The sequence below is a fragment of the Bradyrhizobium lablabi genome, from assembly GCF_018129385.1.
In the GTDB taxonomy this organism is placed as follows: Bacteria; Pseudomonadota; Alphaproteobacteria; order Rhizobiales; family Xanthobacteraceae; genus Bradyrhizobium; species Bradyrhizobium lablabi_C.
The window spans coordinates 159,106-181,113 of record NZ_JAFCLN010000001.1 but is presented as its reverse complement, the minus strand read 5'-3'; the positions used below and the strand labels follow the sequence as shown (position 1 = coordinate 181,113).

The 22,008-nt window shown below is 63.5% G+C and carries 23 protein-coding genes; 8 read left to right on the top strand and 15 right to left on the bottom strand.

Annotated elements, in window-relative coordinates; genetic code table 11:
* Both phnH and phnG read right to left on the bottom strand, forming a co-directional pair.
* Positions 1-609, bottom strand: coding sequence for a phosphonate C-P lyase system protein PhnH (phnH, locus tag JQ628_RS00865; RefSeq protein ID WP_212217751.1), 609 nt, complete (start codon positions 607-609; stop codon positions 1-3).
* A gap of 3 nt (positions 610-612) precedes the next feature.
* Complete coding sequence (gene phnG / locus JQ628_RS00860) at positions 613-1,080, bottom strand: phosphonate C-P lyase system protein PhnG (protein WP_212217748.1); 468 nt, start codon at positions 1,078-1,080, stop codon at positions 613-615.
* Between the two features lie 119 nt (positions 1,081-1,199).
* On the opposite strand from phnG, the gene phnF reads away from it, so the two are divergent.
* Entirely contained in the window at positions 1,200-1,928 is a 729-nt protein-coding gene (gene phnF, locus JQ628_RS00855) for a phosphonate metabolism transcriptional regulator PhnF (RefSeq protein WP_212217746.1), read from the top strand.
* 2 nt (positions 1,929-1,930) lie between these two features.
* Here phnF and phnE (JQ628_RS00850) read toward each other — a convergent pair whose 3' ends face one another.
* The 4 genes from phnE (JQ628_RS00850) to phnC all read right to left on the bottom strand — a co-directional run bounded on the left by phnE (JQ628_RS00850) (position 1,931) and on the right by phnC (position 5,530).
* A complete protein-coding gene (gene phnE / locus JQ628_RS00850) occupies positions 1,931-2,785 on the bottom strand; it encodes a phosphonate ABC transporter, permease protein PhnE (RefSeq protein ID WP_212217743.1) in 855 nt (284 codons plus the stop codon).
* Positions 2,782-3,669, bottom strand: a complete 888-nt coding sequence (gene phnE / locus JQ628_RS00845; RefSeq protein ID WP_212217740.1) for a phosphonate ABC transporter, permease protein PhnE — start codon at positions 3,667-3,669, stop codon at positions 2,782-2,784. The genes phnE (JQ628_RS00850) and phnE (JQ628_RS00845) overlap by 4 nt, the downstream gene beginning before the upstream one ends.
* Before the next feature lie 56 nt (positions 3,670-3,725).
* Complete coding sequence (phnD, locus tag JQ628_RS00840; protein ID WP_212217737.1) at positions 3,726-4,634, bottom strand: phosphonate ABC transporter substrate-binding protein; 909 nt, start codon at positions 4,632-4,634, stop codon at positions 3,726-3,728.
* Between the two features lie 80 nt (positions 4,635-4,714).
* Positions 4,715-5,530 (bottom strand): phosphonate ABC transporter ATP-binding protein, encoded by an 816-nt coding sequence (gene phnC, locus JQ628_RS00835; RefSeq protein ID WP_212217734.1) that lies wholly within the window; start codon positions 5,528-5,530, stop codon positions 4,715-4,717.
* A gap of 184 nt (positions 5,531-5,714) precedes the next feature.
* Here phnC and JQ628_RS00830 point away from each other — a divergent pair, with 184 nt between their 5' ends.
* From JQ628_RS00830 to JQ628_RS00820, 3 genes are read left to right on the top strand one after another with little or no spacing between them, the layout of a single operon-like run.
* Positions 5,715-6,380, top strand: coding sequence for a DapH/DapD/GlmU-related protein (locus JQ628_RS00830; RefSeq protein WP_212217731.1), 666 nt, complete (start codon positions 5,715-5,717; stop codon positions 6,378-6,380).
* Complete coding sequence (locus JQ628_RS00825; RefSeq protein WP_349628002.1) at positions 6,377-7,567, top strand: alpha-D-ribose 1-methylphosphonate 5-triphosphate diphosphatase; 1,191 nt, start codon at positions 6,377-6,379, stop codon at positions 7,565-7,567. The genes JQ628_RS00830 and JQ628_RS00825 overlap by 4 nt, the downstream gene beginning before the upstream one ends.
* Positions 7,568-7,587: 20 nt before the next feature.
* On the top strand, positions 7,588-8,289 hold the full coding sequence (locus JQ628_RS00820) for a DUF1045 domain-containing protein (RefSeq protein WP_212217728.1): 702 nt from the start codon (positions 7,588-7,590) through the stop codon (positions 8,287-8,289).
* Here JQ628_RS00820 and JQ628_RS34925 read toward each other — a convergent pair.
* Both JQ628_RS34925 and asd read right to left on the bottom strand, forming a co-directional pair.
* Complete coding sequence (locus JQ628_RS34925; RefSeq protein WP_433996092.1) at positions 8,252-9,007, bottom strand: NUDIX hydrolase; 756 nt, start codon at positions 9,005-9,007, stop codon at positions 8,252-8,254. The two genes, JQ628_RS00820 and JQ628_RS34925, sit on opposite strands and share 38 nt — an antisense overlap.
* 105 nt (positions 9,008-9,112) lie before the next feature.
* Complete coding sequence (gene asd / locus JQ628_RS00810) at positions 9,113-9,982, bottom strand: archaetidylserine decarboxylase (protein WP_212217722.1); 870 nt, start codon at positions 9,980-9,982, stop codon at positions 9,113-9,115.
* 35 nt (positions 9,983-10,017) lie between these two features.
* Here asd and JQ628_RS00805 point away from each other — a divergent pair, with 35 nt between their 5' ends.
* Positions 10,018-11,679 (top strand): aminotransferase class III-fold pyridoxal phosphate-dependent enzyme, encoded by a 1,662-nt coding sequence (locus tag JQ628_RS00805; RefSeq protein ID WP_212217719.1) that lies wholly within the window; start codon positions 10,018-10,020, stop codon positions 11,677-11,679.
* Positions 11,680-11,786: 107 nt separating this feature from the next.
* Here the strand turns inward: JQ628_RS00805 and JQ628_RS00800 are convergent, their stop codons facing one another.
* From JQ628_RS00800 to JQ628_RS00790, 3 genes are all read right to left on the bottom strand, one after another.
* Positions 11,787-12,404, bottom strand: a complete 618-nt coding sequence (locus JQ628_RS00800; RefSeq protein ID WP_212217716.1) for a hypothetical protein — start codon at positions 12,402-12,404, stop codon at positions 11,787-11,789.
* A 122-nt stretch (positions 12,405-12,526) separates the two neighbouring features.
* Complete coding sequence (locus JQ628_RS00795) at positions 12,527-13,216, bottom strand: class I SAM-dependent methyltransferase (RefSeq protein ID WP_212217713.1); 690 nt, start codon at positions 13,214-13,216, stop codon at positions 12,527-12,529.
* Positions 13,217-13,249: 33 nt separating this feature from the next.
* Positions 13,250-14,305, bottom strand: coding sequence for a glycosyltransferase family 4 protein (locus JQ628_RS00790; RefSeq protein WP_212217710.1), 1,056 nt, complete (start codon positions 14,303-14,305; stop codon positions 13,250-13,252).
* A 132-nt stretch (positions 14,306-14,437) separates the two neighbouring features.
* Here JQ628_RS00790 and JQ628_RS00785 point away from each other — a divergent pair, with 132 nt between their 5' ends.
* The 3 genes from JQ628_RS00785 to JQ628_RS00775 are packed head-to-tail and all read left to right on the top strand — an operon-like array spanning position 14,438 to position 18,598.
* Positions 14,438-15,832: a TAXI family TRAP transporter solute-binding subunit gene (locus tag JQ628_RS00785; protein ID WP_212217708.1), complete on the top strand. Its 1,395-nt coding sequence runs from the start codon at positions 14,438-14,440 to the stop codon at positions 15,830-15,832.
* A 22-nt stretch (positions 15,833-15,854) separates the two neighbouring features.
* Entirely contained in the window at positions 15,855-17,387 is a 1,533-nt protein-coding gene (locus tag JQ628_RS00780; RefSeq protein WP_212217706.1) for a CYTH and CHAD domain-containing protein, read from the top strand.
* A gap of 59 nt (positions 17,388-17,446) precedes the next feature.
* Positions 17,447-18,598: a zinc-dependent alcohol dehydrogenase gene (locus tag JQ628_RS00775; protein ID WP_212217703.1), complete on the top strand. Its 1,152-nt coding sequence runs from the start codon at positions 17,447-17,449 to the stop codon at positions 18,596-18,598.
* Between the two features lie 18 nt (positions 18,599-18,616).
* Here JQ628_RS00775 and JQ628_RS00770 read toward each other — a convergent pair whose 3' ends face one another.
* Genes JQ628_RS00770 through JQ628_RS00755 form a run of 4 tightly spaced genes read right to left on the bottom strand, consistent with a single transcriptional unit; the run spans position 18,617 to position 21,909 of the window.
* Positions 18,617-19,354, bottom strand: a complete 738-nt coding sequence (locus JQ628_RS00770) for an ABC transporter ATP-binding protein (protein WP_212217700.1) — start codon at positions 19,352-19,354, stop codon at positions 18,617-18,619.
* Positions 19,344-20,084 (bottom strand): ABC transporter ATP-binding protein, encoded by a 741-nt coding sequence (locus tag JQ628_RS00765; RefSeq protein WP_212217697.1) that lies wholly within the window; start codon positions 20,082-20,084, stop codon positions 19,344-19,346. The genes JQ628_RS00770 and JQ628_RS00765 overlap by 11 nt, the downstream gene beginning before the upstream one ends.
* Complete coding sequence (locus tag JQ628_RS00760; RefSeq protein WP_212217695.1) at positions 20,081-21,040, bottom strand: branched-chain amino acid ABC transporter permease; 960 nt, start codon at positions 21,038-21,040, stop codon at positions 20,081-20,083. The genes JQ628_RS00765 and JQ628_RS00760 overlap by 4 nt, the downstream gene beginning before the upstream one ends.
* Positions 21,037-21,909 carry a branched-chain amino acid ABC transporter permease gene (locus JQ628_RS00755; protein ID WP_249127438.1) on the bottom strand — a complete coding sequence of 291 codons (873 nt, stop codon included), beginning with the start codon at positions 21,907-21,909 and terminating at the stop codon, positions 21,037-21,039. Before JQ628_RS00755 ends, JQ628_RS00760 begins: the two co-directional genes overlap by 4 nt.
* Positions 21,910-22,008: the final 99 nt, after the last annotated feature.

Sequence of the window (22,008 nt, the reverse complement as noted above, 5' to 3'; positions counted from 1 at the left end):
TCAGCCTCCCTTCGCGACAACCCGCGTCGTACGCGGGATTGCGACAATGGCGTCGTCATGCACCAGCACGACATCGATGCCGCGCGGAAACAGCGCGGCATTGATGGCGAGCCGTTCGAACAGGTCTTTCGGCTGGATCGTCGCGTTCAATACGGCCGCGCCGTCGATGCCCGGTCCCTGCAACTCGAACAGCGGACCGCGCGCCAGGCTTTCGACCTGCAGGATCAGCGTCGTCGAACGATCCGGATACTCACTGCTGCCAAAAGCAAAGCAATCGAGCGCGGGAAGACTTTTGGGATCGCCGATCAGCGCAAAATGGCAGATCGAGGAATCCGTGACGACCGGCGCGCTGGTGTGGAACTTGAGCCATTTGGCGACGTCCGACGTCGCGGACATCCCGGCGTCCAGCCAGATCGGCGTATCGTGATCGAACAGCGTCAGCGCGATGGCGGCGGTGCCGCGCATCATCGCGCCCGGCGTGCCGGCCACGGCATTGATCCGCTGCACGCTGCCCGGGCGCGCTATCGCATCCATCACGGAACGGAAGGTGGACTGCGCCGACAGGACCTTGTCCGCAAACCCTGCCGGTAACTCGGCGATCGTCGTCATCGCTTACCCCTCACCGCGCACCATCGTGTAAAAATCAACCCGCGTTGCCGCGGTCTCCGCGGCCTTGCGGCTCCGCGTGGCCGCCACCGTCGCCCGCAGCGGCGCCAGCACTTTTGCTTCCACGGTCGCGGCAAATTCGCTTGACTGCACCATGGCATCACACAACGCGATCATCTGCGCCTTGCGGCTGTTACGGCCGAGCGTGTAGCCGAACCCGACCTCGCCGGTCGAAAGCCGCACCGCCGCGCGCGAGACCGTCGCTTCGCCGAGATTGAACGGTGCACCATCGCCGCCGATGCGGCCGCGCACCATCACGAGCCCGTTTTCCGGCTGCCGCAGGTTCTCATGCGCCGGCAACGCCACGGCCTCGAGGCATTGCTCGATCGCGGCAGCGTCGGAATGGGCGAGCACGGCCATCGCCGCCTTGCGCTGCGCCTGCATCCCTTCGTTATGTTCCACGCTTGCGATCATGGGCGACCTTGCCGGAATCAAGTTGTCTATGTTATTAGACAACTTGATAGGCAAATGCCATAACCGTTTTGTGACAATGGGGTGATTTTTCCTGTGCGGTCTGATAGCGGTCCCCGATCATGAGCATGCAGGACACCGCCTCGGGCGTGGCATTGTGGCGGCAGGTCGCCGACGGGATCGAACGCGGCATCGCCGAAGGGCGCTTTGCGGCGGGCGAGAAATTGCCGGGCGAAGTCGAGATCGCCGAGACTTACCGGGTCAACCGCCACACCGTGCGCCGGGCGCTGGCAACGCTGGCCGAGCGCGGGCTGGTGCGCGCCGAGCGTGGCAGCGGTACCTATGTCGAGGCGCAACGCCTCGCCTACCCCCTGCGGTCGCGCACGCGGTTTTCCGAGATCGTCGGCGCCGGCGGCCGCGAGCCGCGCGGCCAGTTCATCGACTCGTCGGAAGAGAATGCGACGCGAGAACTGGCGCGGGAACTTGGCCTGAAGACAGGTACGCCGCTGATCCGGATCGAATCCGTGCGGCTGGCCGACCGCACGCCAATCTGCGTCAGCACCACCTGGCTATCGGCCGAACGTTTTCCCGATGCCGGCAGCGTATTTGCCAGCGCTCGCTCGATGACAAAGCTGCTCACGCATTACGGCATTCGCGACTATCGCCGCTCGTCTACCCGCATCACGGCGGCGATTGCGGATGCTACCGACGCGATGCGGCTCGATCTTGCACTCGGACGTCCTGTCCTGGTGGTCGACAGCACCGACGTCAGCATCGACGGCAAGCCGCTGGTAACCAAGCGCTCGCGCTTTGCCGCAGAACGGGTCGAGTTCCTCGTCGAAGAGACTTGATATCAGGCGATCGCTCGGCGGCCGATGATCGCAAAGCGCAGCTTGCCCGAAATCCAGTCGATGGCCGACACCGTGATGAGGATCAGCAGGATCAGGAACGATACCCTCTGCCATTCCAGCACACGGATCTGCTCGGCGAGCTGAAGGCCGATGCCACCGGCGCCGACGATCCCGATGATCGTCGCCGAGCGGGTATTCGATTCAAAATAATACAGCACCTGGCTCAGCAGGATCGGGATGACCTGAGGGAGCAGGCCGAAACGCACGCCATGAAGATGGTGGCCGCCCGCCGACTGGACGCCTTCGACCGGCTTCTTGTCGGCCGCTTCGATCGCCTCGGAAAACAGCTTTCCGAAGCTGCCGAAATCGCTACAGATGACCGCGAGAATACCGGCGAACGGGCCAAGGCCTACGACGCCAACCCAGATCAGCGCCCAGATCAGCGTGTCGACGCCTCTGATAGTGTCGAGGCTGCGGCGGGCGAGAAAATGGATGATGCGGTTGGCGACCACGTTGCGCGCCGCCAGCAGCGAGAACGGCAGCGCCAGCAGCGCCCCGCCCAGCGTTCCCAGGAATGCGATCGACAGCGTCTCGCCGAGCGCATGCAGGTAGATCAATGCCCGGGACCACGAACCGGGATCCGGCGGCACCATCAGTTGAAGGAAGCTGCCAAGCCGCAGCATGCCGTCGGAGAGGCGGTTCAAGGGAATGTCGAGCTGGTAAATCCCGTATGCGAAAAGCGCAACCGCCGCGCCAAGGCCGATGATGATTTTCGACCGCTGCCGCCAATCGGTGCGGAAAAGCTCGGGATAGCGTTCCGCGATGGTGGCCTGATTTTCAAACTGAAGGGACTTCATGGATGCGTTCCCTCCAGCCCGATCAGGCGGTGGCGCACGCGCTCGGTGATGAAATCGATCGTCATGACGGTGGCTATGATCAGCAGGAGGATGGCGCTGACATCGGTGAAATAGAACTTTCGAACCGCCTCGATCAGGTCCTGTCCGATGCCGCCGGCGCCGACAAATCCCATCACCGCGGCGCCGCGCACATTGATCTCGAAACGCAGCAGCGCGTAGCTGGCGAAGTTTGAAAGCACTTGCGGGACCGCGCCGAACCGCACGATCTGAACCCAGCTTCCCCCGCTCGCCGCGATGCCCTCGATCGGCTTGCTGTCGATGTTCTCGACCACTTCGGCGAATTGCTTGCCGAGGGCGCCGGCGGTGTGGATCGCAATCGCAAGAACGCCCGGTAGCGGCCCGAGGCCGAACGCCAGCACGAAGACGAGCGCGAAGACAATTTCCGGCACGGTGCGGCAGAATTCAAGAAAGCGCCGCGTCACGAAGACGATCGCCTGCGACTTGACCAGATTGGCGGACGCCAGGAAGCAGAGCGCGAAGGCGGTGAGCCCTCCGGTGAGGGTTCCGACATAGGCGATCAGTAACGTGTCACCGAGCAGCCGCAGCCAGCGCGGCAGGCCCCAAAACCACTCGGCGAGATCAGCCCACGCGGTCGCAAATGCGAATTTCGGCGCCATGCTCGCGAAGTAGGCCGGGAAGCGCCAGAAATTTTCCGAAAACTTTGCGAGGCTGACTTCACCCATCCAGGCCGCGGCAAACGTCGCGACAACAAGGAGCGCTACCCCCAGCCAGATGCGCCGCCGCTTGGCGGCAACCGCATTGGCATAATGGCCGGCCAATTCTTGCAGCCGGGCTTGCGGGTATTCGGGGACAGCAGTGCGCATGCGACCTTCTTATGAAGTGGGCAGCCTCCGAGGGCTGCCCATTCATCCCGCTGTCCTCAGGACTTCTGCTTGCGGATGCTGTCGACGAACTTGATCAGCTCGACCACGGGTTCATAGGCCTTGTGATCGACCTCCTGGAAGGGAAGCTGCTTGCCTTCGTAAATCTTGTCGAAGGCGGCCTTGTCCTTGGTCGCAACTTCCAGCACCGCCTTCTTGATCGCCGCCTTGAGGTCGGCCGGCAGCGAGCCGAGATAGGCCATCGGCGAGTTCACGATCTGCTCGGACTTGAAGATGATCCTGAAATCGGCGGCCTTCGCCATGCCCTTGCGCTCCATGCGCAGCAGGTTGGACTCCTTCTCGTCGTTCCACCAGTTGAAGGCGGCATCGCACGTGCCCTGCGCAACGCCGATCACAGCGTTTTCATGGCTGCCGGCGTAAACGACCTTGGAGAAGAATTTTTCGGGATCGATGCCCATCTTGTCCAGCGAGAAGCGCGGCACGTTGTTGCCGGAGGTCGAATTGGGATCGACGAGGCAAAGGTTCTTGCCCTTCAGGTCCTGGATCTCCTTGTAGGGCGAGTCGCTCTTCACATAGAGCACCGAGTAGTAGCCCTTGGTACCGTCGCCGCTCACCTCGATCGCGAACGGTTCGACCTTGGCACCGACGATGACGGCGCGGGCGTAGGACGCCGGGCCATACATGGCGATGTGGATATTGCCGGCGCGCTGGCCTTCGATCACGGCGGCATAGTCATTGGCGATGCGCAGCGTGACCTTGGTGCCGAGCTCGCGCGACAGGTACTCCGTCAGCGGCGTCCAGCGATCGGTCGTGCCGGAGGCGTTCTCATCCGGAATCTTGGCGAACACCAGTTCGGGATACTTGCTCTTCCAGTCCTGCGCCGGAGCGGCGGAGGCCGAAAACACGAGGCCCGCCGCAACGGCGAGAAGCATACGACGGTTGATCATGACGTCTCCTGTTCTTCTTGCAGTGATGAAGCCGGCGGGTTTCATCCCGCCCAACTCTTGAATTCGAAAGACGCGGACAGTCAGGCCACGGCAACGGTGCCGAGAGCCGGAACCTCGGAATGACCCGGCACGTGCTCGGGCGCCGCACCCATCACCTCGTCCGCCTCAAGGTCGTACAATTCGCGTGCGATGCGGTCGGTCAGCGCTTCGGGCGCACCGTCGAACACGATCCGCCCGGAAGCCATGCCGATCAGGCGGTCGCAATAGGTGCGCGCCAGATCGAGCGAATGCAGATTGCACAGCACGGTGATCCCGTAGTGCTTGTTGATCCGCAGCAGCGCGTCCATCACGATCCTTGTGTTGCGCGGATCGAGCGAGGCGATCGGCTCGTCGGCCAGGATGATATCCGGCTGCTGCACCAGCGCGCGCGCGATCGCGACGCGCTGCTGCTGACCGCCCGAGAGCTGATCGGCGCGCTGTGCCGCAATCGCAGCCATATCGAACTGCTCGAGCGCCGACATCGCGATGGCCTTGTCCTGATCGGGCCAGAGCTGCACCAGCGAGCGCCAGGTCGGCACGGTCGCGAGCCGGCCCATCAGCACATTGGTCAGCACGTCGAGCCGGCCGACGAGGTTGAACTGCTGAAAGATCATGGCCGAACGCGCGCGCCACTGGCGCAGGTCCTTGCCGCGCAGCGCGGTGACGTCGACGCCCTCGAACAGGATGCGCCCTTCGGAAGGCTCGGCGAGGCGATTGATCATCCGCAGCAGCGTCGATTTGCCGGCCCCGGAGCGGCCGATCACGCCGATAAAACTTCCGGGCGCAACGGAAAACGACGCATTGTCGACCGCGGCTTTTGTGCCGAAACGGCACGTCAAACCTTCCACCACCAGCATGCAAAGCTCCACCGCGTAGCCTTGCCCACCGCTATCCCCGGGATTTTACAGTTGTGTGACAGCGCTGCTGCGGTGCAGTGATCTTCCACACCCGGCCTTTTCGTCATCCATCTGTCATGACATTGTCATCAAGCGCCTTGATGACGATGCCCCTCGGCATCACACCCTGCTCGTGGAAGTTTGCATGGCCGGCAAAATGCTTTCGGTCGAACCGACCATCGACCCCAGCGCGGCCGTGCGCGAGAGCACGCTCGGCGCCTATTGCGAGGTCGGCGCCCGCACCATGCTGCTGGAAGTGTCGATGGGCGACTATTCCTATGTCGTGAACGACGCCCAGATCACCTACACCACGATCGGGAAATTCTGCTCGATCGCGGCGATGACGAGGATCAATCCGGGCAATCATCCGATGCACCGGGCCTCGCAGGCGCACTTTACCTATCGGGCCAGCGCCTATTTTTCCGGCGAGAGCGACGAGGCCGAGTTTTTCGAATGGCGGCGCAGCCATCGCGTGCATATCGGCCATGATGTCTGGATCGGGCACGGCGCCATCGTGCTGCCGGGCCGCAGCATCGGCACCGGCGCAGTCGTTGCGGCGGGCGCGATCGTGACCAAGGATGTGCCGGCCTATGCCATCGTCGCCGGCAATCCAGCCCGCCTGGTCAAGCGGCGGTTTGCCGAGGAGATCACGGACCGGCTGGCAGAGCTCGCCTGGTGGGACTGGGATCACGAAACGTTGCGCCGGGCGCTGCCCGATTTCCGCAAGCTGGCAATCGAGGATTTTCTCGCCAAATACGAGGCCGCCGGCGCACGACTTTCCCACAGCAAACGACGAAGTGCGACATCGTGACCGAGATTTTCATTGAAGGTGGCCGGGTTCTGCTCGGCAACGAGATCAGCAAGACCTCGCTCCGCACCGCGGGCCGGGAGATTTCCGCCGTCGGCGCAGACCGCGCGGGCGGATCGCTAGCGATCGACGCCGGCGGACTCCTGGTATTGCCGGGTATCGTCGATTTGCATGGCGATGCGTTCGAGCGCCAGATGATGCCGCGCCCCGGCGTTGATTTCCCGATCGACGTGGCATTGGTCGACAGCGACCGCCAGGCCATCTCCAACGGCATCACCACCGTGTTTCATGCCACGACGTGGTCGTGGGAGCCCGGACTGCGCAGCGGCGATAATGCGAAGCGGCTGCTCGATACAATCGAGCAGATGCGGCCGCGCCTTGCAGCCGATACGCGCTTCCACCTGCGCCACGAGACCTACAATCTCGACGCCGAAGCCCGCATCATCAAGTGGATGACGGCCGGACGCATCGACCTGTTCGCGTTCAACGATCACATGGACTCAACGGTCGGCGACCTTGCCAAGCCGCAGAAGCGCAGCCGCATGGTGGAGCGCACCGGCCTCACCAACCAGGCGTTCGACCAATTGGTGGCGCGCGTGGTGGCGCGCGCCCATGATGTGCCGGCCTCGATCGATCGTCTGGCGGAGGCCGCGCGCGCGGCCAATGTCCGCATGATCTCACACGATGACGGCAGCCCGGAAATGCGCGCGCGCTTCCGCGCGCTCGGCGTCAACATCGCCGAATTTCCCGTCAACGAGAAGACGGCGCGCGAGGCGGCCAAGGCCGGCGATTTCATCGTGTTCGGCGCGCCCAATGTCGTGCGCGGCGGCAGCCACACCGGATGGACCAAGGCCTCCGATATGATCGCCAAGGGCCTGTGCTCGGTGCTCGCGTCCGACTACTACTATCCGGCGCAACTGCTCGCCGCATTCCGCCTCGCCGACGACGGTGTGTTGCCGCTTAACGTGGCGTGGGACCTGATCGCGGCGGCGCCGGCGCGCGCCACGGGGCTGACCGATCGCGGCGTGCTGGCGGCGGGTTATCGCGCCGACATAATCCTGGTCGATGACGCTGTCCCGCTGCGGCCGCGCATCGTCGCCGTGATCGCCGCGGGACGTCTGGTCCACCTCACGGAGGCTGACCGGCTGATTCAGACCGCGTCTGCGCGCAAGGCGGTTGCAGTCGCCTGACGCGCCCCTATCCTGCAACGATGGCCAATTACCCGCGTTACGCAATCTACTATGCGCCGGCGCCGCGCAGCGATCTCGCCACGTTCGGCGCAGAGCTGCTCGGCTACGATGCCTACGAAGGCACCGACCTGCCCTTCCCCGGCACCGTCGAGACGTCCGACTGGCGCGAGCTCACCGAGGATCCCCGCAAATACGGCTTTCATGCCACGCTGAAAGCGCCGATGTCGCTGGCGGCAGGAAAGACCGAGGCCGAGCTTGCGGCTGCCTGCAAAGCCTTTGCGGATGCGCCCCGCCCTCTTCCGCGCTTCACGCCGGTGGTCGACTCGATCAGCGGCTTCATCGCCATCGTCCCCGCAGAACCGTCGGCTGAACTAGAGCATCTGGCGGCTGACTGCGTCACCGCCTTCGATTCCTTTCGGGCTCCCCTCACGCCCGAGGATCGCGAACGCCGAAATCCATCAAGACTGACGCCGCGCCAGATCGAGTATCTCGACAGGTGGGGATACCCTTACGTGATGGAAGAATTCCGCTTTCACATGACGCTGACCGGCCGGCTGGAAGCAGCGCGGCGCGAAGACATCGTGGCGATGTTGCGCCGCTGCTTTTCCGCGCTCAAGCTCGAGGCATTGCAGGTCGACCGGATCGCGCTGTTTCGTCAGGACGATGCGAAGGCGCGATTCCGGATCATCGGCCATTGGCCGCTGCGCGGTCAGACCGGATGACGCGCCGCAACCAATCCTGAACCCGTCGCCGCACGTTGACGCGCTCGTCTCGCGCCGTCGCGACGGATTGCAGCGCGGGCGCCGCAGGCATCTCCGGCGAAGCCATTCCAGGCTCGGTCGGAAGCAACGACGGCATTTCCGGCTCAACAGGCTCGGGCGTGACCGCCACTGTCTCGATCGGCTCGGCCGGCGATGCCTCCTGAACGACCAGTTCCGGTTGCTGTGGCGGCGCCTCCGGTATCGGCAAGGGGGCCGGCAAAGGCTGCGGCGCGACGGCGGGCCGGGACCGGCGCTTCACCGGAGCCGGCTGCTTGGCCTTCGAGCGCCGCGCGGCACGCGCATGTTCGGCTGCCTGCACTGCAAGGGGTCCGACATTTTCGAGGAATGCCCGCTCATAGGAGCGCGACAGCCTGACCAAAGCATCGCCCAGCGGCAACCAGTCGACCGCCTTGATATCGTCCATCAGTTCGTGGACCTGATCGCCGGCCGCTTCCATGCGCCAGTAGTGCACGACCTTGGAGCGCCCGCCGGATTCGTAGACCAGCGTACCGAGAAACTCGTGCACGGAAACATCGTGACCGGTCTCTTCCAGCACCTCGCGCTCGGCGGCCGCCCGCGGCGTCTCGCCGTCGTCGAGCTTGCCCTTGGGCAGCACCCATTCATTGCGCTTGCGCAGGCGCACGAGTGCGACGCGCGCGGGATCTTCCCGCCGCAACACAATGCCTCCTGCCGCCAACACTGGCGATCGCGCCATCCGTTGTGTCCGATTTCGATTCGCGTTTCGACCGAAGCTATATAAAAGCGCGCGGCAGCAAAATCGAGATCAGACGGACGGTTTCCGCATCAAGGGCCCGCCGGCACGCACGCGCGCCGACTCCACCATATTGTCGCAAAATTCGAAGTTGCCGGGCGCCAGCAGGATGATGGTCGAGCCGTGCTCGAACCAGCCGAGCTCATCGCCCTTCTTCACCGATGCATCGCACGGAAACACCGTCGGCCCCGTGGTCTGCGCATTGAGGGTGAGGTCGAGGAAATGCAGGCGAATGCTCGCAACGAGGATCGCCGCAACCGGCACCAGGGTGAAGGCTTCGCCGGTCGGCAAATGCGTCCGGATGACCGCGCGCTCGTTCTTGCAGAACAACCGCTCCACCCGCTTCAGCGCGATCGGATTGACGTTCCAGGTGTCGCCATGGATCAGCGTCACCCGCTCGATCCGGCAGTCATACGGCGCATGGAAGCGGTGATACATGCTCGACGTCAGCCGCAGCGTGACGAATTTTCCGTTGCGGTGCTGTTCCACAAGCGCGGGATCGCCGAGCAGGTCGAGCAGCGAGTAAGGCGCGCCCTTGACCTGGAATAGCTCGGTATCGGCAATCCTGCCGAAGGCCCCGACGATGCCGTCGCTGGGGCTGGCCACGATCGACGGATCGGGGTCAACCGGCCGCAGGCCCGGCCGCAGCTCGCGGGTAAAGCAATCGTGCAGGCTCCTGAATTCGGTCTTTTTCGCCTCCGACAGGTCGAGGTCCGAAAACAGCCGCCAGCAGGCAATCGAGAAATCCCGGACCAGCGGGTTCTCGATCTTGCTGAACCAGCCCATGAATCGGGTGACGGCGGCCCGCGGAATGCGGTTCGTCAGCAGGAAATTGAGGTCTTCCTGCTGGGTGAACGAGGATATGATGCCTTTGACTGTCATGAATCTGTCAGCAGTCCTGATTAGCGCTGGTTGCCATGGATTCACCCACTCTGATTCTCTCCCTCTCCACCGCCGCGGCGGCTTCCGCCGCGGTCTTCCCGAAATTGACTGCCCGGCTGGCGCTGTCACGTGCCAAGCACCGCTCCCTCGCCGGGCATTCCAAGATGTCGCGCGCCGTAGCGAAGCTGATCCCGCACTACGAGTTCGACATCGACGATTTCTTCCGCTCCGACGGCGCCCCGGCTGTTATCGCCACCCAGCGTCAGGACGGGTTCTTCCGGCTCGCTGGCCTCTACAAGGAACGCTACGCCAAGGGCCGGGCGATGACGTCGGAAGCCGCCACGCGGATATCCGACCTGCAATTCACCCGCGCCTACCGCGTGCCGTTCCAGTACAGCCGCCTGGTGCAGGAATATCTCGGCACCGGCGCCTTCATGGAATCCTCGTCCGGCGTCACCGTCACCGATATCGACGGCAATTTGTTCTACGATCTCACCGGCTCCTACGGCGTCAACATCTTCGGCAATGACTTCTACAAGGATTGCATCGCCAAGGGCGAGGCGCGCGCCCATGCGCTCGGTCCGGTGCTCGGCTCCTACCATCCCGCGGTCGCCGACAATGTGAAGCGGCTGTGCGAGATTTCGGGCCTCGATGAAGTCTCCTTCCACATGTCCGGCACCGAAGCGGTCATGCAGGCGGTGCGGCTTGCGCGCTATCACACCAAGCGCTCGCATCTGGTCCGCTTTGCCGGCGCCTACCACGGCTGGTGGGGCGACGTGCAGCCGGGTGTCGGCAATCCGATTTCGGCGCACGAGACCTACACGCTGGCCGAAATGTCGGAACGAACGCTGCACGTCCTGAAGACGCGGCGCGATATCGCCTGCGTGCTGGTCAATCCGCTGCAAGCGCTGCATCCCAACTCCAACGCACCCGGCGATTCCTCGCTGGTCGACAGCTCCCGCACCGCGAGCTACGACCGCGCCGCCTATACGGCCTGGCTGAAAGCGCTGCGCGAGGTCTGCACCGAACGCGGCATTGTGCTGATTTTCGACGAAGTGTTCGTCGGCTTCCGCCTCGCCGCCGGCGGCGCCCAGGAATATTTCGGCGTTCGCGCCGACATGGTGACCTACGGCAAGAGCCTGGCCGGCGGCCTGCCGATCGGCGTCGTGTGCGGCCGCAAGGACCTGATGCGGCGTTTCCGAGACGATGCCCCCGCCGACGTCTGCTTTGCGCGCGGCACCTTCAACTCGCATCCCTACGTCATGACGGCGATGGACGAGTTCCTCACCTGCCTCGCCGCCCCCCAATTCCGCTCGGTCTATGACGGGCTCGACGAAACCTGGAACGCGCGGGCGCAGTATCTGAACGAGCGGCTGGCGGCGGCAAACCTGCCGGTCCGCGTCAGCAACCTCTCTACGATCTGGACCGTCCATTATGCCGAGCCGTCCCGTTATAACTGGATGCTTCAATACTACTTGCGGGCCGAAGGGCTCGCGCTGAGCTGGGTCGGCACCGGCCGGCTCATCTTCAGCCTGAACTACTCGGAAGCCGATTTCGACGCGGTGGCTGAACGCTTTGTTACCGCCGCCGGCAAGATGAAGGCCGATGGCTGGTGGTGGCACGATGCCAAGCTGACCAACAAGAGCATCCGCCGTCAGATCCTGAAAGAGATGCTGACCAGAAAGCGGCAGCGCTAGAGCGCAACACTTTCCTCGAATCGTCGCCTCGCTCCCATTTCGGATCATGCCCCTAAAAGAAAACGGCTGCGGTGAACCGCAGCCGCTTGTCAGTCGCACAATCTATCTTACGCGTGCTTGACGTGCTTCTCGAGGCCGGGGTCGATCAGTTCGCCCTTCAGCAGCGCCAGCGGCGCCTTGTAGTACAGCTTGAAGTCGTTGAACGGGTCGGTGATGATTTTCGTCATCCAGACGAGGCCGGTCTCGACGTCGCGGATGAAGAACAGGTGCACGGTGCGGAACAGCAGGCCGCCGATGCCGACCGCGAGCCAGATCTTCGCAACCTGACGGGCGAAGTCGGCGAACGAGGCCCACGGCGTGAACAGGCCGAACAGGGTCGGATCGAGCACCAGAACCAGCGGCGACAGGGCCCAGATCGTCATCAGGACGACCTTGCGCTGTAGATTGTAGCCGACCTTGATCTCTTCCTTGTGCTCATGGGTCGCGTGGTTGACGTGATCGTAGCCCTTCGGCTCGAAGAAGAAGTGACCCGCCTGCCGCGAGGTCATCGAGACCAGCCAGCCGACCAGCGCCGACACCGCCGGATCGATGAACAGCCAGACATAGGCGAACATGAAGCTGATGGCGCTGACGAAATGCAGGCTCTGATTGATGCGGCTGTGGTGGTAGTAGCGATGGTCGTCCCAACGCTGGGTTCGCAATTCTTGCAGAAAGTTCTTGATCATTCTTTCCCCCAAGTTCCTTCGGGATACGGGTATACAGGGATTCGATGTCCGCTGTGTGACATCATCATAATGTCACATAATGAGTTGCAGCGGCGCTGTGACGCAACAGGCAACTGCACGCCTCAAGCGGCGGCGGCGATATCGACCTTGCGGAGCCGAACCAGCGAGAAGTGGCCGAGCGGCGGGATCAGGCGGCGCTCCACCAGCTCCATGCCTTTCGCACCGGCCAGCCATTTGGCATAGCGCGACCAGGCGAATTCGGCAGTGCGGAAGCCGAGCGGGCGCACCACCGGCTGGAGGCGCTGCTCGATGAAGCGGCGCATGCCGGCATCGGCGCTCACCCGGGTCAGGATGATCAGTTCGCCGCCCGGCTGTAGCACGCGGGCGAATTCGTCGAGCGCGGCTTCCGGATTCGGCACCGCCGTCACGACATATTGCGCCATCACGACGTTGAACGAATTGTCAGGGAATTCGAGTTTTTCGGCGTCCATGACAGCGAGGCCTTCGATGTTCTTCAGGCCGGCCTCGGCGACGCGCTTCTTCGCCTTGTCGAGCATGGCTTCCGAAATATCGGTGCCGAAGATGCGCACATGCGGCGCGTAAAGCGGCAAGGAGATTCCGGTGCCGACACCGACTTCGAGCACGCGCCCGCCGATCTTGTTGGTGGCAACAATGGCCGCGCGACGGCCCTTGCTGAACACGCCACCGAAGACGAGATCGTAGATCGGGGCCCAGCGGTCATAGGCGTGCTCGACCGTTGCACGGTCGAAGTCGAGTTGCCTTGAGCCGTCGAGCTTGATGATTTCTGCCATTTTGGTTTCTGCCTCGTTAGTCCTAAGGTTAAATTAGTTCTGCACGGCGCTCTGGCCGGCCACACGGGGCGTGGGCCGCAGCGCACGGCTCGGCTGCAACGCCGTCAGATTGCCGATGAACTGACGCGCGCTGTTTTCCCACGAACGCTCCAGCGCAAAGTTCCGGCAGGTTTCACGCGACATTTCGAGCGCGCGCAGACAGGCCACGCGCAAATCTTTATCCAGCGCGCCGATCGGACGATCGGCAATGACGTCGAGCGGCCCTGTCACCGGGAACGCGGCCACCGGCGTGCCGCAGGCCAACGCCTCGAGCTGCACGACACCGAAGGTGTCTGTAAGACTTGGGAACACGAACACATCGGCGGCCGCAAGGTGAGAAGAAAGGTCCTTGCCCTTCTTCTCGCCGAGGAAGACCACGTCGGGATATTTCTGCTCAAGCATCGTCTTCTGCGGACCGTCACCGACTACTACCTTGGAGCCCGGCAGATCCAACGAAAGAAACGCTTCAATGTTCTTCTCGATCGCAACGCGACCCATGGTCATGAAGATCGGGCGCGGCAGGTCGAGGATGGCCGGCTCGTCCGGCCGGAACAGATTGGTGTCGACACCGCGCGTCCAGAAGCCGAGCTTCTTGAAGCCGCGGCCGTTGAGCTCCTGCCGAAGCGAATCGGTCGCGACCATGATCATCGATGAGGCGGCATGGAAATGCCTCATGACGGCATAACCGACACTGTCCGGAATGCCGGTACGGACCGAAACATATTCCGGAAAGCGCGTTGTATAGGATGTGGTGAACGCAAGGTCGCGGCGGCGGCAATAGGCGCGCGCAGCCCAGCCGATCGGGCCTTCAGTGGCGATATGGAGCGCATCAGGCTGCGCCGCCTCGATGCGGCTGATAATTTCGCGCCGGTTCGGCAGCGCGATCCGCAAGCCGGGATAGGTCGGCACGCCCACGGAAGGGAATCCGTCTGGCGTCAAGAATTCGATGTCAGCGCCGAGGCCCTTGGCGCTGGCGGCAAGGGAGGTCAGCGTCCGCACAACACCGTTAACCTGCGGATGCCAGGCGTCGGTTGCTATCAATATCCGCATGGGGGGACCCGAATTGGTTGATTCCGTGATCCCGAAATTCGGTCATGGATATTTCAAGCGTGTGACGTCATGGAGTTGTAAGGTTGATTTTCGAGGCCCATCACAATGTTTTTCATGTAGTATGACAGTAAGATGTCAGACGAGACCGAAAATCCCGGTATAGCCCGCAGGCGGCGGAGGCGTAGAAACTACGCTTTTCTGATCCTGGCCGCCGGCATCTTCCTGTTCGGCGCCGCCGCCGGCACTCTCTATTTCTTGTTGAAGCCGACCACCCTGCGAATTGCCGTAGGCCCGCCGGGCAGCGACGACCAGAAGCTCGTCCAGACGCTTGCCCAGATTTTTGCCCGGGAAGGAAGTGCGATCCGGCTCGCGCCGATCACCACGGATGGAGCCGCGGAAAGCATCGCGCTGTTTTCCGAGTCGAAAGCCGATCTGGCCGTCGCGCGCGGCGACCTGAAGCTGCCGCCAGATGCAGAATCCGTCGCCATCCTGCGCAAGAATGTCGTGGTGCTCTGGGCGCCGAGCGGCCTTCAGCCGAAAGGCTCCAGAAAAAAGCCGGCCGCGAAGATCAGTTCGATCGACGAACTCGCAGGCCGCCGCGTCGGCGTCATCGGACGCACGCAGGCAAACGTCACGCTGCTGAAAGTGATCCTCGCGGCGTCCGGCGTCAATCCTGACAAGGTCGCGGTGACACAGTTTGCCATCAATCAGCTTTCGGAGCTGGCGAAAGACACGAGCCTCGATGCGTACATGGCGGTCGGTCCGCTCGACAGCAAGATCACCAAGGACGCCATCGCTGCGACGGTTGTGACCCGAGGTGAACCCAAATTCCTCCCCATCGACGTATCGGAAACCATCGCGCAGAAGCATCCGCTGTACGAAGCGGAGGAAATTCCCGGCAGCATTTTCGGCTCTTCGCCGGCACGGCCGGAAGAAAAGATCGACACGATCAGCGTCAACCATCTGATCATCGCGCCCAAGTCGCTGTCCGAAACCACGGTGGCCGCATTCGCCCGTCAGCTATTTACCAACCGCTATCAGCTTGCCCGGGAGCTGACCAACGCTCCGAAGATCGAGAAGCCGGACACCGACAAGGACGCCGCCCTGCCCGCCCACCAGGGCGCCGCCGCCTATATCGATGGCAACGAGCGCACCTTCCTGGAGAAGTATACCGATTACATCTGGGGCGCGATCCTCATACTCTCCGGCCTGGGATCGGCCGGCGCATGGCTGCGGCATTACTGGAATCGCGACGAGCGCGATCGATACGAGAACCACCGCGACAGCCTGCTCGATCTGATCAGCAAGGCGCGCGAGGCCGAGACCCAGGAAGCCCTGACGGCAATGCAGTCCGAGGCCGATGACGTCCTGCGCGAAGCATTGGAGTGTTACGAGGATGGCGCGATCGAGGAAAGCGACCTTTCGGCCATGGGACTTGCCCTTCAGCAGTTTCATCAGGCGGTCATGGACCGGCGCATGATGATCGGCGGCGTTGCGCCTGATCTTCCGCGCAAGCGCGCGATTTGAGCAAGCGACGGGTTGGGCGGCGATGGGCATCGAGACCGAGATCAAATTTGAGGTCGCTCCGGCCGACCTGGAGAAGCTCGCGGCCTCCCGCAGCCTGCGGCCCAGCAATGGCGAGCTCGCCACGCACCGCCATCTGGTGTCGACCTATTTCGACACGCCCAAGCATGTGCTCCGGCGCAACGGCATATCGCTGCGGGTTCGGCAGGCCGGCAAGAAGCATATTCAGACCATCAAGACCGCCACCAACGGCGTCGCAATCGGCCGCGGCGAGTGGGAGAAGCGGATCGACGGCAGCCAGCCGGACCTCAAGGCGGCGCGCGGCACCCCGCTCGACGAATTGCTTTCCAGGCGGCTGCGGCGCGAGCTCGACGCTGTTTTCTCGACTCACATTCACCGCACGGTGGTGCCGCTGCACCCGGGCAACAGCGTGGTGGAGCTGGCGCTCGACGAAGGCCATATCCGCGCCGGTCTTTATTCGACACCGCTGGCCGAGGTCGAACTGGAGCTCAAGAGCGGATCGGTGAGCGATCTGTTCAGGACGGCGCGGACGGTGGCCGAACTCGTTCCTGCACGGCTGGCCCTGAAGAGCAAATCCGAGCAAGGCTACGGCCTGATCGCGGACCAGCCGACCGCGGCCGTGTCCGCGTCCAAGATCACGTTGCCCAGCAAGGCGACGCTGGCCACCGCCTTTCAGATGACCGCCCGCTCCGTGCTGCATCATATCGCCGCCAATGAGCCGGCGGTGCTCGCCGGCTTGCCGGAGGGCATTCATCAGATGCGCGTCGGGGTGCGCCGCCTGCGCGCCGCGATCTCCGTGTTCAAGGAGCTGATCGCCTGCCCGCAAACCGAGGTGATCAAGCGGGACATGAAATGGCTGGCCGGCAAACTGGGGCCGGTGCGCGACCTCGACGTGTTCCTCAACACCAAGGTGAACCGGCTTTCCGAAGCCGAGCCGCCGATCGCCGGTCTCTCCGATCTCGTGAGCGAGCTGGACTACCGCCGCGCCGTCGCCGCCGAAGCCGCGAAGGCCGCCATCGCCAGCTCGCGCTATCGCCTGCTGATCCTGAGCACGCTGGAATGGATCGAGGACGGCGCCTGGCTGAAGCGCCGCTCCGTGCGCAACAGCCAGCGCGCCAAGGCATTTGCCGCCGATCTGTTCACGCGCCGCGTCGCCAAGGCAAAAAAGCGCGCGAAGGATATCCGTCATCTCAACGTCCACGCCCGCCACAAGCTGCGCATCGCGATGAAGAAGCTGCGCTACAGCATCTTTTTCTTCGAGAGCCTGTTCGACGGGAAAGCCTCGGCAAGGAAACTGTCCCGCTACAAGAGCGCGCTGGCGAGCCTGCAGGATAACCTTGGCGCGTTGAACGACATTGCCGTGCACCAGAAGATGGCGACGAAAATCCGGGCCGACGCCAACGAGAAGAAGATGCAGCCGGTGGCGTTCGCCGCCGGGACCGTGGTCGGGACCGAGCGCGGCGAGATCGAGCGATTGCTCGATGCCGCTGAAAAGGCCGCTCACAAGCTGCGCGGGGCAAAGGAGTTTTGGGACTGAGTTGGTGGTGCAGAGGTGGTCTTTTGGGGTAGGCTTCCAAAAAATGAGGAACCGCCCCGATGTACAAGCCAGCAGGCGTCAAGACGTCGTCCAATCTTCCGGTGCCGGAGCACATGAAGGCCTGGGTCCTGGGTGGGCCCGAAGAGCTGTTCCTGCGCGACAAACCGGTGCCGGTGCCGGGGCGCGCCGAGGTGCTGGTCCGGATCGACGCGGTGGCGATCTGCGCGACCGACCTTGAAATCATCCACTCCGGCTCGCCCGCCAGCATTTTGGGCGGCCTGCCCTTCAACAAGAACTTTACGCCGGGCCATGAATACATGGGCACGGTGGCAGCCCTCGGGCCTGACGTCGACGAGTTCGACATCGGCGAGCGCGTCAGCGTGGAAATCCACGCCGGCTGCGGCCAGTGCAAGCGCTGCCGGCAGGGCATGTACACTTCCTGCCTGAACTACGGAAAGCCCGAGAAGGGCCATCGCGCCAACGGCTTTACGACCGATGGCGGCTTTGCCGAATACGCCGTCAATCACATCAACACACTGGCCCGGGTGCCGGACAGCATGAGCGATGCGGAGGCGACGCTGGTCGTGACTGCCGGCACCTCGATGTACGGCCTCACCGAACTCGGCGGTCTCGTCGCCGGCGAAAGCGTGGTCGTGATCGGCCCCGGCCCGATCGGCCTCCTGGCGGTCGCGGTCGCCAAGGCGATCGGCGCCAGCCCCGTCATCCTGACGGGGACACGCAACCGGCGGCTTGCGATCGGCAAGGAGCTCGGCGCCGACCGCGTCGTCAATATCAACGAGGAAGACGCGGTCGCGGTGGTCAAGCAACTCACCGGCGGAATCGGCGCGGACTATGTCGTCGAGTGTGCGGGCACCGAGGCGACGCTCAATCAGGCGATCCACATGACCAACCGCGGCGGCAAGATCTGCCTCGCCGCCTTCCCGCACGAGGATGCGAAGCTGGATATCGCGCATCTCGTGAAGAACAACATCTATGCCTACGGCATCCGCGGCGAAGGCAAGAGCGCCACCCGCCGCGCGATGGCGCTGATGGCGGAAAAGCGCTTTGACGCGACAAAGATCCACACCCACACCTTCCCGCTCGCCGATCTCCCGACCGCGCTCAAATATGCGCGCGAACGGATCGAGGATGCGATCAAGGTGGTGGTGACCAATCGCGACGTGGATGCCGTTGCGAGCGCCGCCGAATAGCCTGGCATCGCGGGACGATCAGACGATGCCGCCGAGATAGAGCCGCTTAACGATGTCGTTGCCCTTCAGCTCATCGACCGAATTGGCGGCAACGACGATTTCGCCATGGACGATGATGTAGCCGCGGCTCGCGATACGGACCGCCTGATTGAAGTTTTGCTCGGCCATCAGCACGGTCAGGCCGAGGTTCTGGTTGAGCTCGCCGATTTTGGTGATGGTCTGCGAAACCAATAGCGGCGACAAGCCGACCGACGGTTCATCCACCAGCAGCAGGCGCGGCGACGACATCAGCGCGCGTGCAATCGCCAGCATCTGCTGCTGCCCGCCCGACATGGTTCCGGCGAGCTGGCTCTTTCGTTCCTTGAGAACCGGAAACGTCTCGAACGCGACGGCTAGATTGCGCTCGATCTCGCGCCGGGCCGCCGCGCGGAAGGCGCCCAGCATCAGGTTTTCCAGCACGGTCAGCTTGGGGAACAGCCGTCGCCCTTCGGGCACCATCGCCACGCCGAGATCGACGATCGCCTCGGTTGATAATTTCGTCAAATCGTGCGCCACGCCGTCGATGGTCAGCGACATGCTGCCGCGCTGCGGCCGAACGAGGCCGGCCACGCATTTCATCAGCGTGCTCTTGCCGTTGCCGTTGGTGCCGAGCAGCGCGACGGTCTCGCCGGCCTCGACATGCAGGCTGACGCCGCGCAGCGCCTTCACGGCGCCATAACCGGCATCGAGGCCGCTGATGGCGAGACTAAGTGCCAAGATAGGCCTCCTGCACGCGCTGGTTGGCCATCACCTCGGACGGCGTGCCGATCGCGATGATCTTGCCGGCATCGAGGCACATCACCCGGTCGGAAAACCGCATCACCGCCTGCATGATGTGCTCGATCATGATGATGGTGATGTCCTGGCTTGCGAGGCTCATCAGGAGATCGAGCACCTCATCCACTTCCGAGCTGGAAAGGCCGGCCATGGCCTCGTCGGAGATCAGCAGTTTTGGGTGCGTCGCCATGGCGCGCGCCAGCTCCATCTTGCGCAGTTCCACCTGGCTGAGCTTGGTGGCCGATGCGTTGGCCTTCGATGCGAGGCCCATCTGCGTCAGGATCGACATCATGGTGTCGCGCCGTTGCGCGACGGAAACGTGCTCGTGCGCGGCAAAGTCGAGCGCGACCATGAGATTTTCGGCGACCGTCATGCTCCGGAACGGCCGTGGAATCTGGAAGCTGCGCGCGATGCCGCGCCGCGTGCGCACATGCGGCTGTAGCGGCGTGATGTCCTCGTCACGGAACAGCACCGTTCCCGGCTCGGTGCGGAACGCGCCGGAAATGCAATTGATCAGCGTGGTCTTTCCCGAGCCGTTCGGCCCGATGAGACCGAAACGCTCGCCCGGCGGGATGTCGACGCTGACATTGTCGAGCGCGGTGAAGCCGCCGAAACGCTTGGTCAGCGAGACGATCCGCAGCAACGGCACCCGGGCTTCGGCGTTCGTCATTCCTTGCCCTCGTTGCGGCTATGGAAAATTTTCCGGACCAGGCCGATGATGCCCTCCGGCGCGCCCACCACGAACAGCACCAGCATCACGCCGAGCAGCAGCACGTTGACCTCGGACGAAATGGTCACGGTCAGCAATTGCTGGGTCGCGCTGAGCAGGATCGCGCCGATGATCGGCCCGGACCAATGCGCGGTGCCGCCGATCAGCGACATCGCAAGCGCCGAGACCGAGTAGTTGAGATCGAACGCGGACGCAGGGTTTGCAAATTGAAGGTACATGGCCGCAGGCGCCCCGGCCGCGCACATCAGCGCGCCCGAGATGACGCAAGCCATCAGTTTCAGCCGCAGGGTCGGCACGCCCGTGCATTCGGCGGCGAGTTCATCGTCCCTGAGTGCCTGGAGGCCGCGGCCGATCCATGAATTCTGGATGTAGCGGGAGATCGCGACCGCAAGCACCACGAGCAGCGCCTGCACGAAGAACAGCATCTGCACGTAATTGTCGAACGGCGGGGTTGTCGGCGGCCGCTCGATCTGAATGCCGGCCGCGCCACCGACAAAGCGCCAGTTCGTGATCACGGTCTCGATGATGATGGTCAGCGCGATGGTCGCGATGGAGAAGAAGATGCCCTGCATGCGCAGGGTCAGCAGGCCCAGTGCGAACCCCATGAGCGCGCCTATTGCGGCTGCGGTCGCGATTTGCACGAGCAGCGGCGCGCCAAAAGCCTTGGCCAGAAACACGGCCGTGTAGACGCCGACACCGAAGAATGCGCTGGTGCCGAAATTCACATAGCCGGCATAGCCGCCGAGGATGCTCCAGGCCACCGCCAGCACGATGAACTGTAGGATCACATAGCCGGCAAAGAAGGGATACTGGTTGCCGACGACCTGCGTCATCAGGAATGTCGCGGCGAGAAAGACGGCTGCTCCGATCCAGAAAAGGATGCCTTTGCGCTTCATGATCGCCTGCCGAACAGGCCCTGCGGACGCACGGCAAGAACGCCGAGCAGCATCGCAAAGGCAATGGCGGGCGCCCAGGAGGCGCCGAACATGGTGAGGACGATCGACTCGGCAACACCGAGAATGACCGCGGCAACCAGCGTGCCGCTCATGCTGCCCAGCCCCGCCATGACAACGACGCAAAACGTGCGGCCGATATAGGCGCGGTCAAGCGTCGGATCGATGGGAGCCACAATGATGAGCAAGGCGCCGGCGAGCCCGAGCACGGCGGTGGCGATGCCGAATGCCCATTGCTTGACCCGGATCGGATTGGCGCCCATCAGCCGCAGCGCCTCCTGGTCCTGGGCAACCGCGCGGATCGCGCGCCCCATATAGGTCTTCGACAGGTACAGCGTCAGCAGGAGGGTCAACGCCATAGCCACGCCGAATGCAACCAGCATCCGGTACGGGATACGCATATCGCCGATCCGCCAGGATTTGCCGATATAGGCCGCGGTGACCGAGCGCTGATCCACGCCGAATTGCAGGATGATCAGCACCTCTATGATGAAGGCGACGCCGAAAAAGAATGCGATGCCGCGCACGCCGGCATCGCTGCCGCGCCGCTCGAAAGTCTCGTAGTACAGGCGGTAGGCGGCCAGGCCGAACACGAAAAAGAGCGGCGTGATGATAAGTCCCGCCACTAGCGGATCGATCCCGTAATGCTCGTTGATGAAGAACACGAGATAGGCCGCGAGCACCAGGAAGGCCGGATGCGCAACGTGGGGTACATCGAGCAGGCCGAACGAGACGGATAATCCGATGCTGACCGCCGCATAGAAGCAGCCGAGCAGCACCCCGATCACCACCGCGTCGAGCAGCAGGTCCATTGAAAACAAGTGAGGTCCCCCTTGACCCGGCTTGCGCCGCTTCCCCGATCGGCACATGCCGGGCTATTCGCTCCCGCCCGGGATCAGCAGCCTGATCCC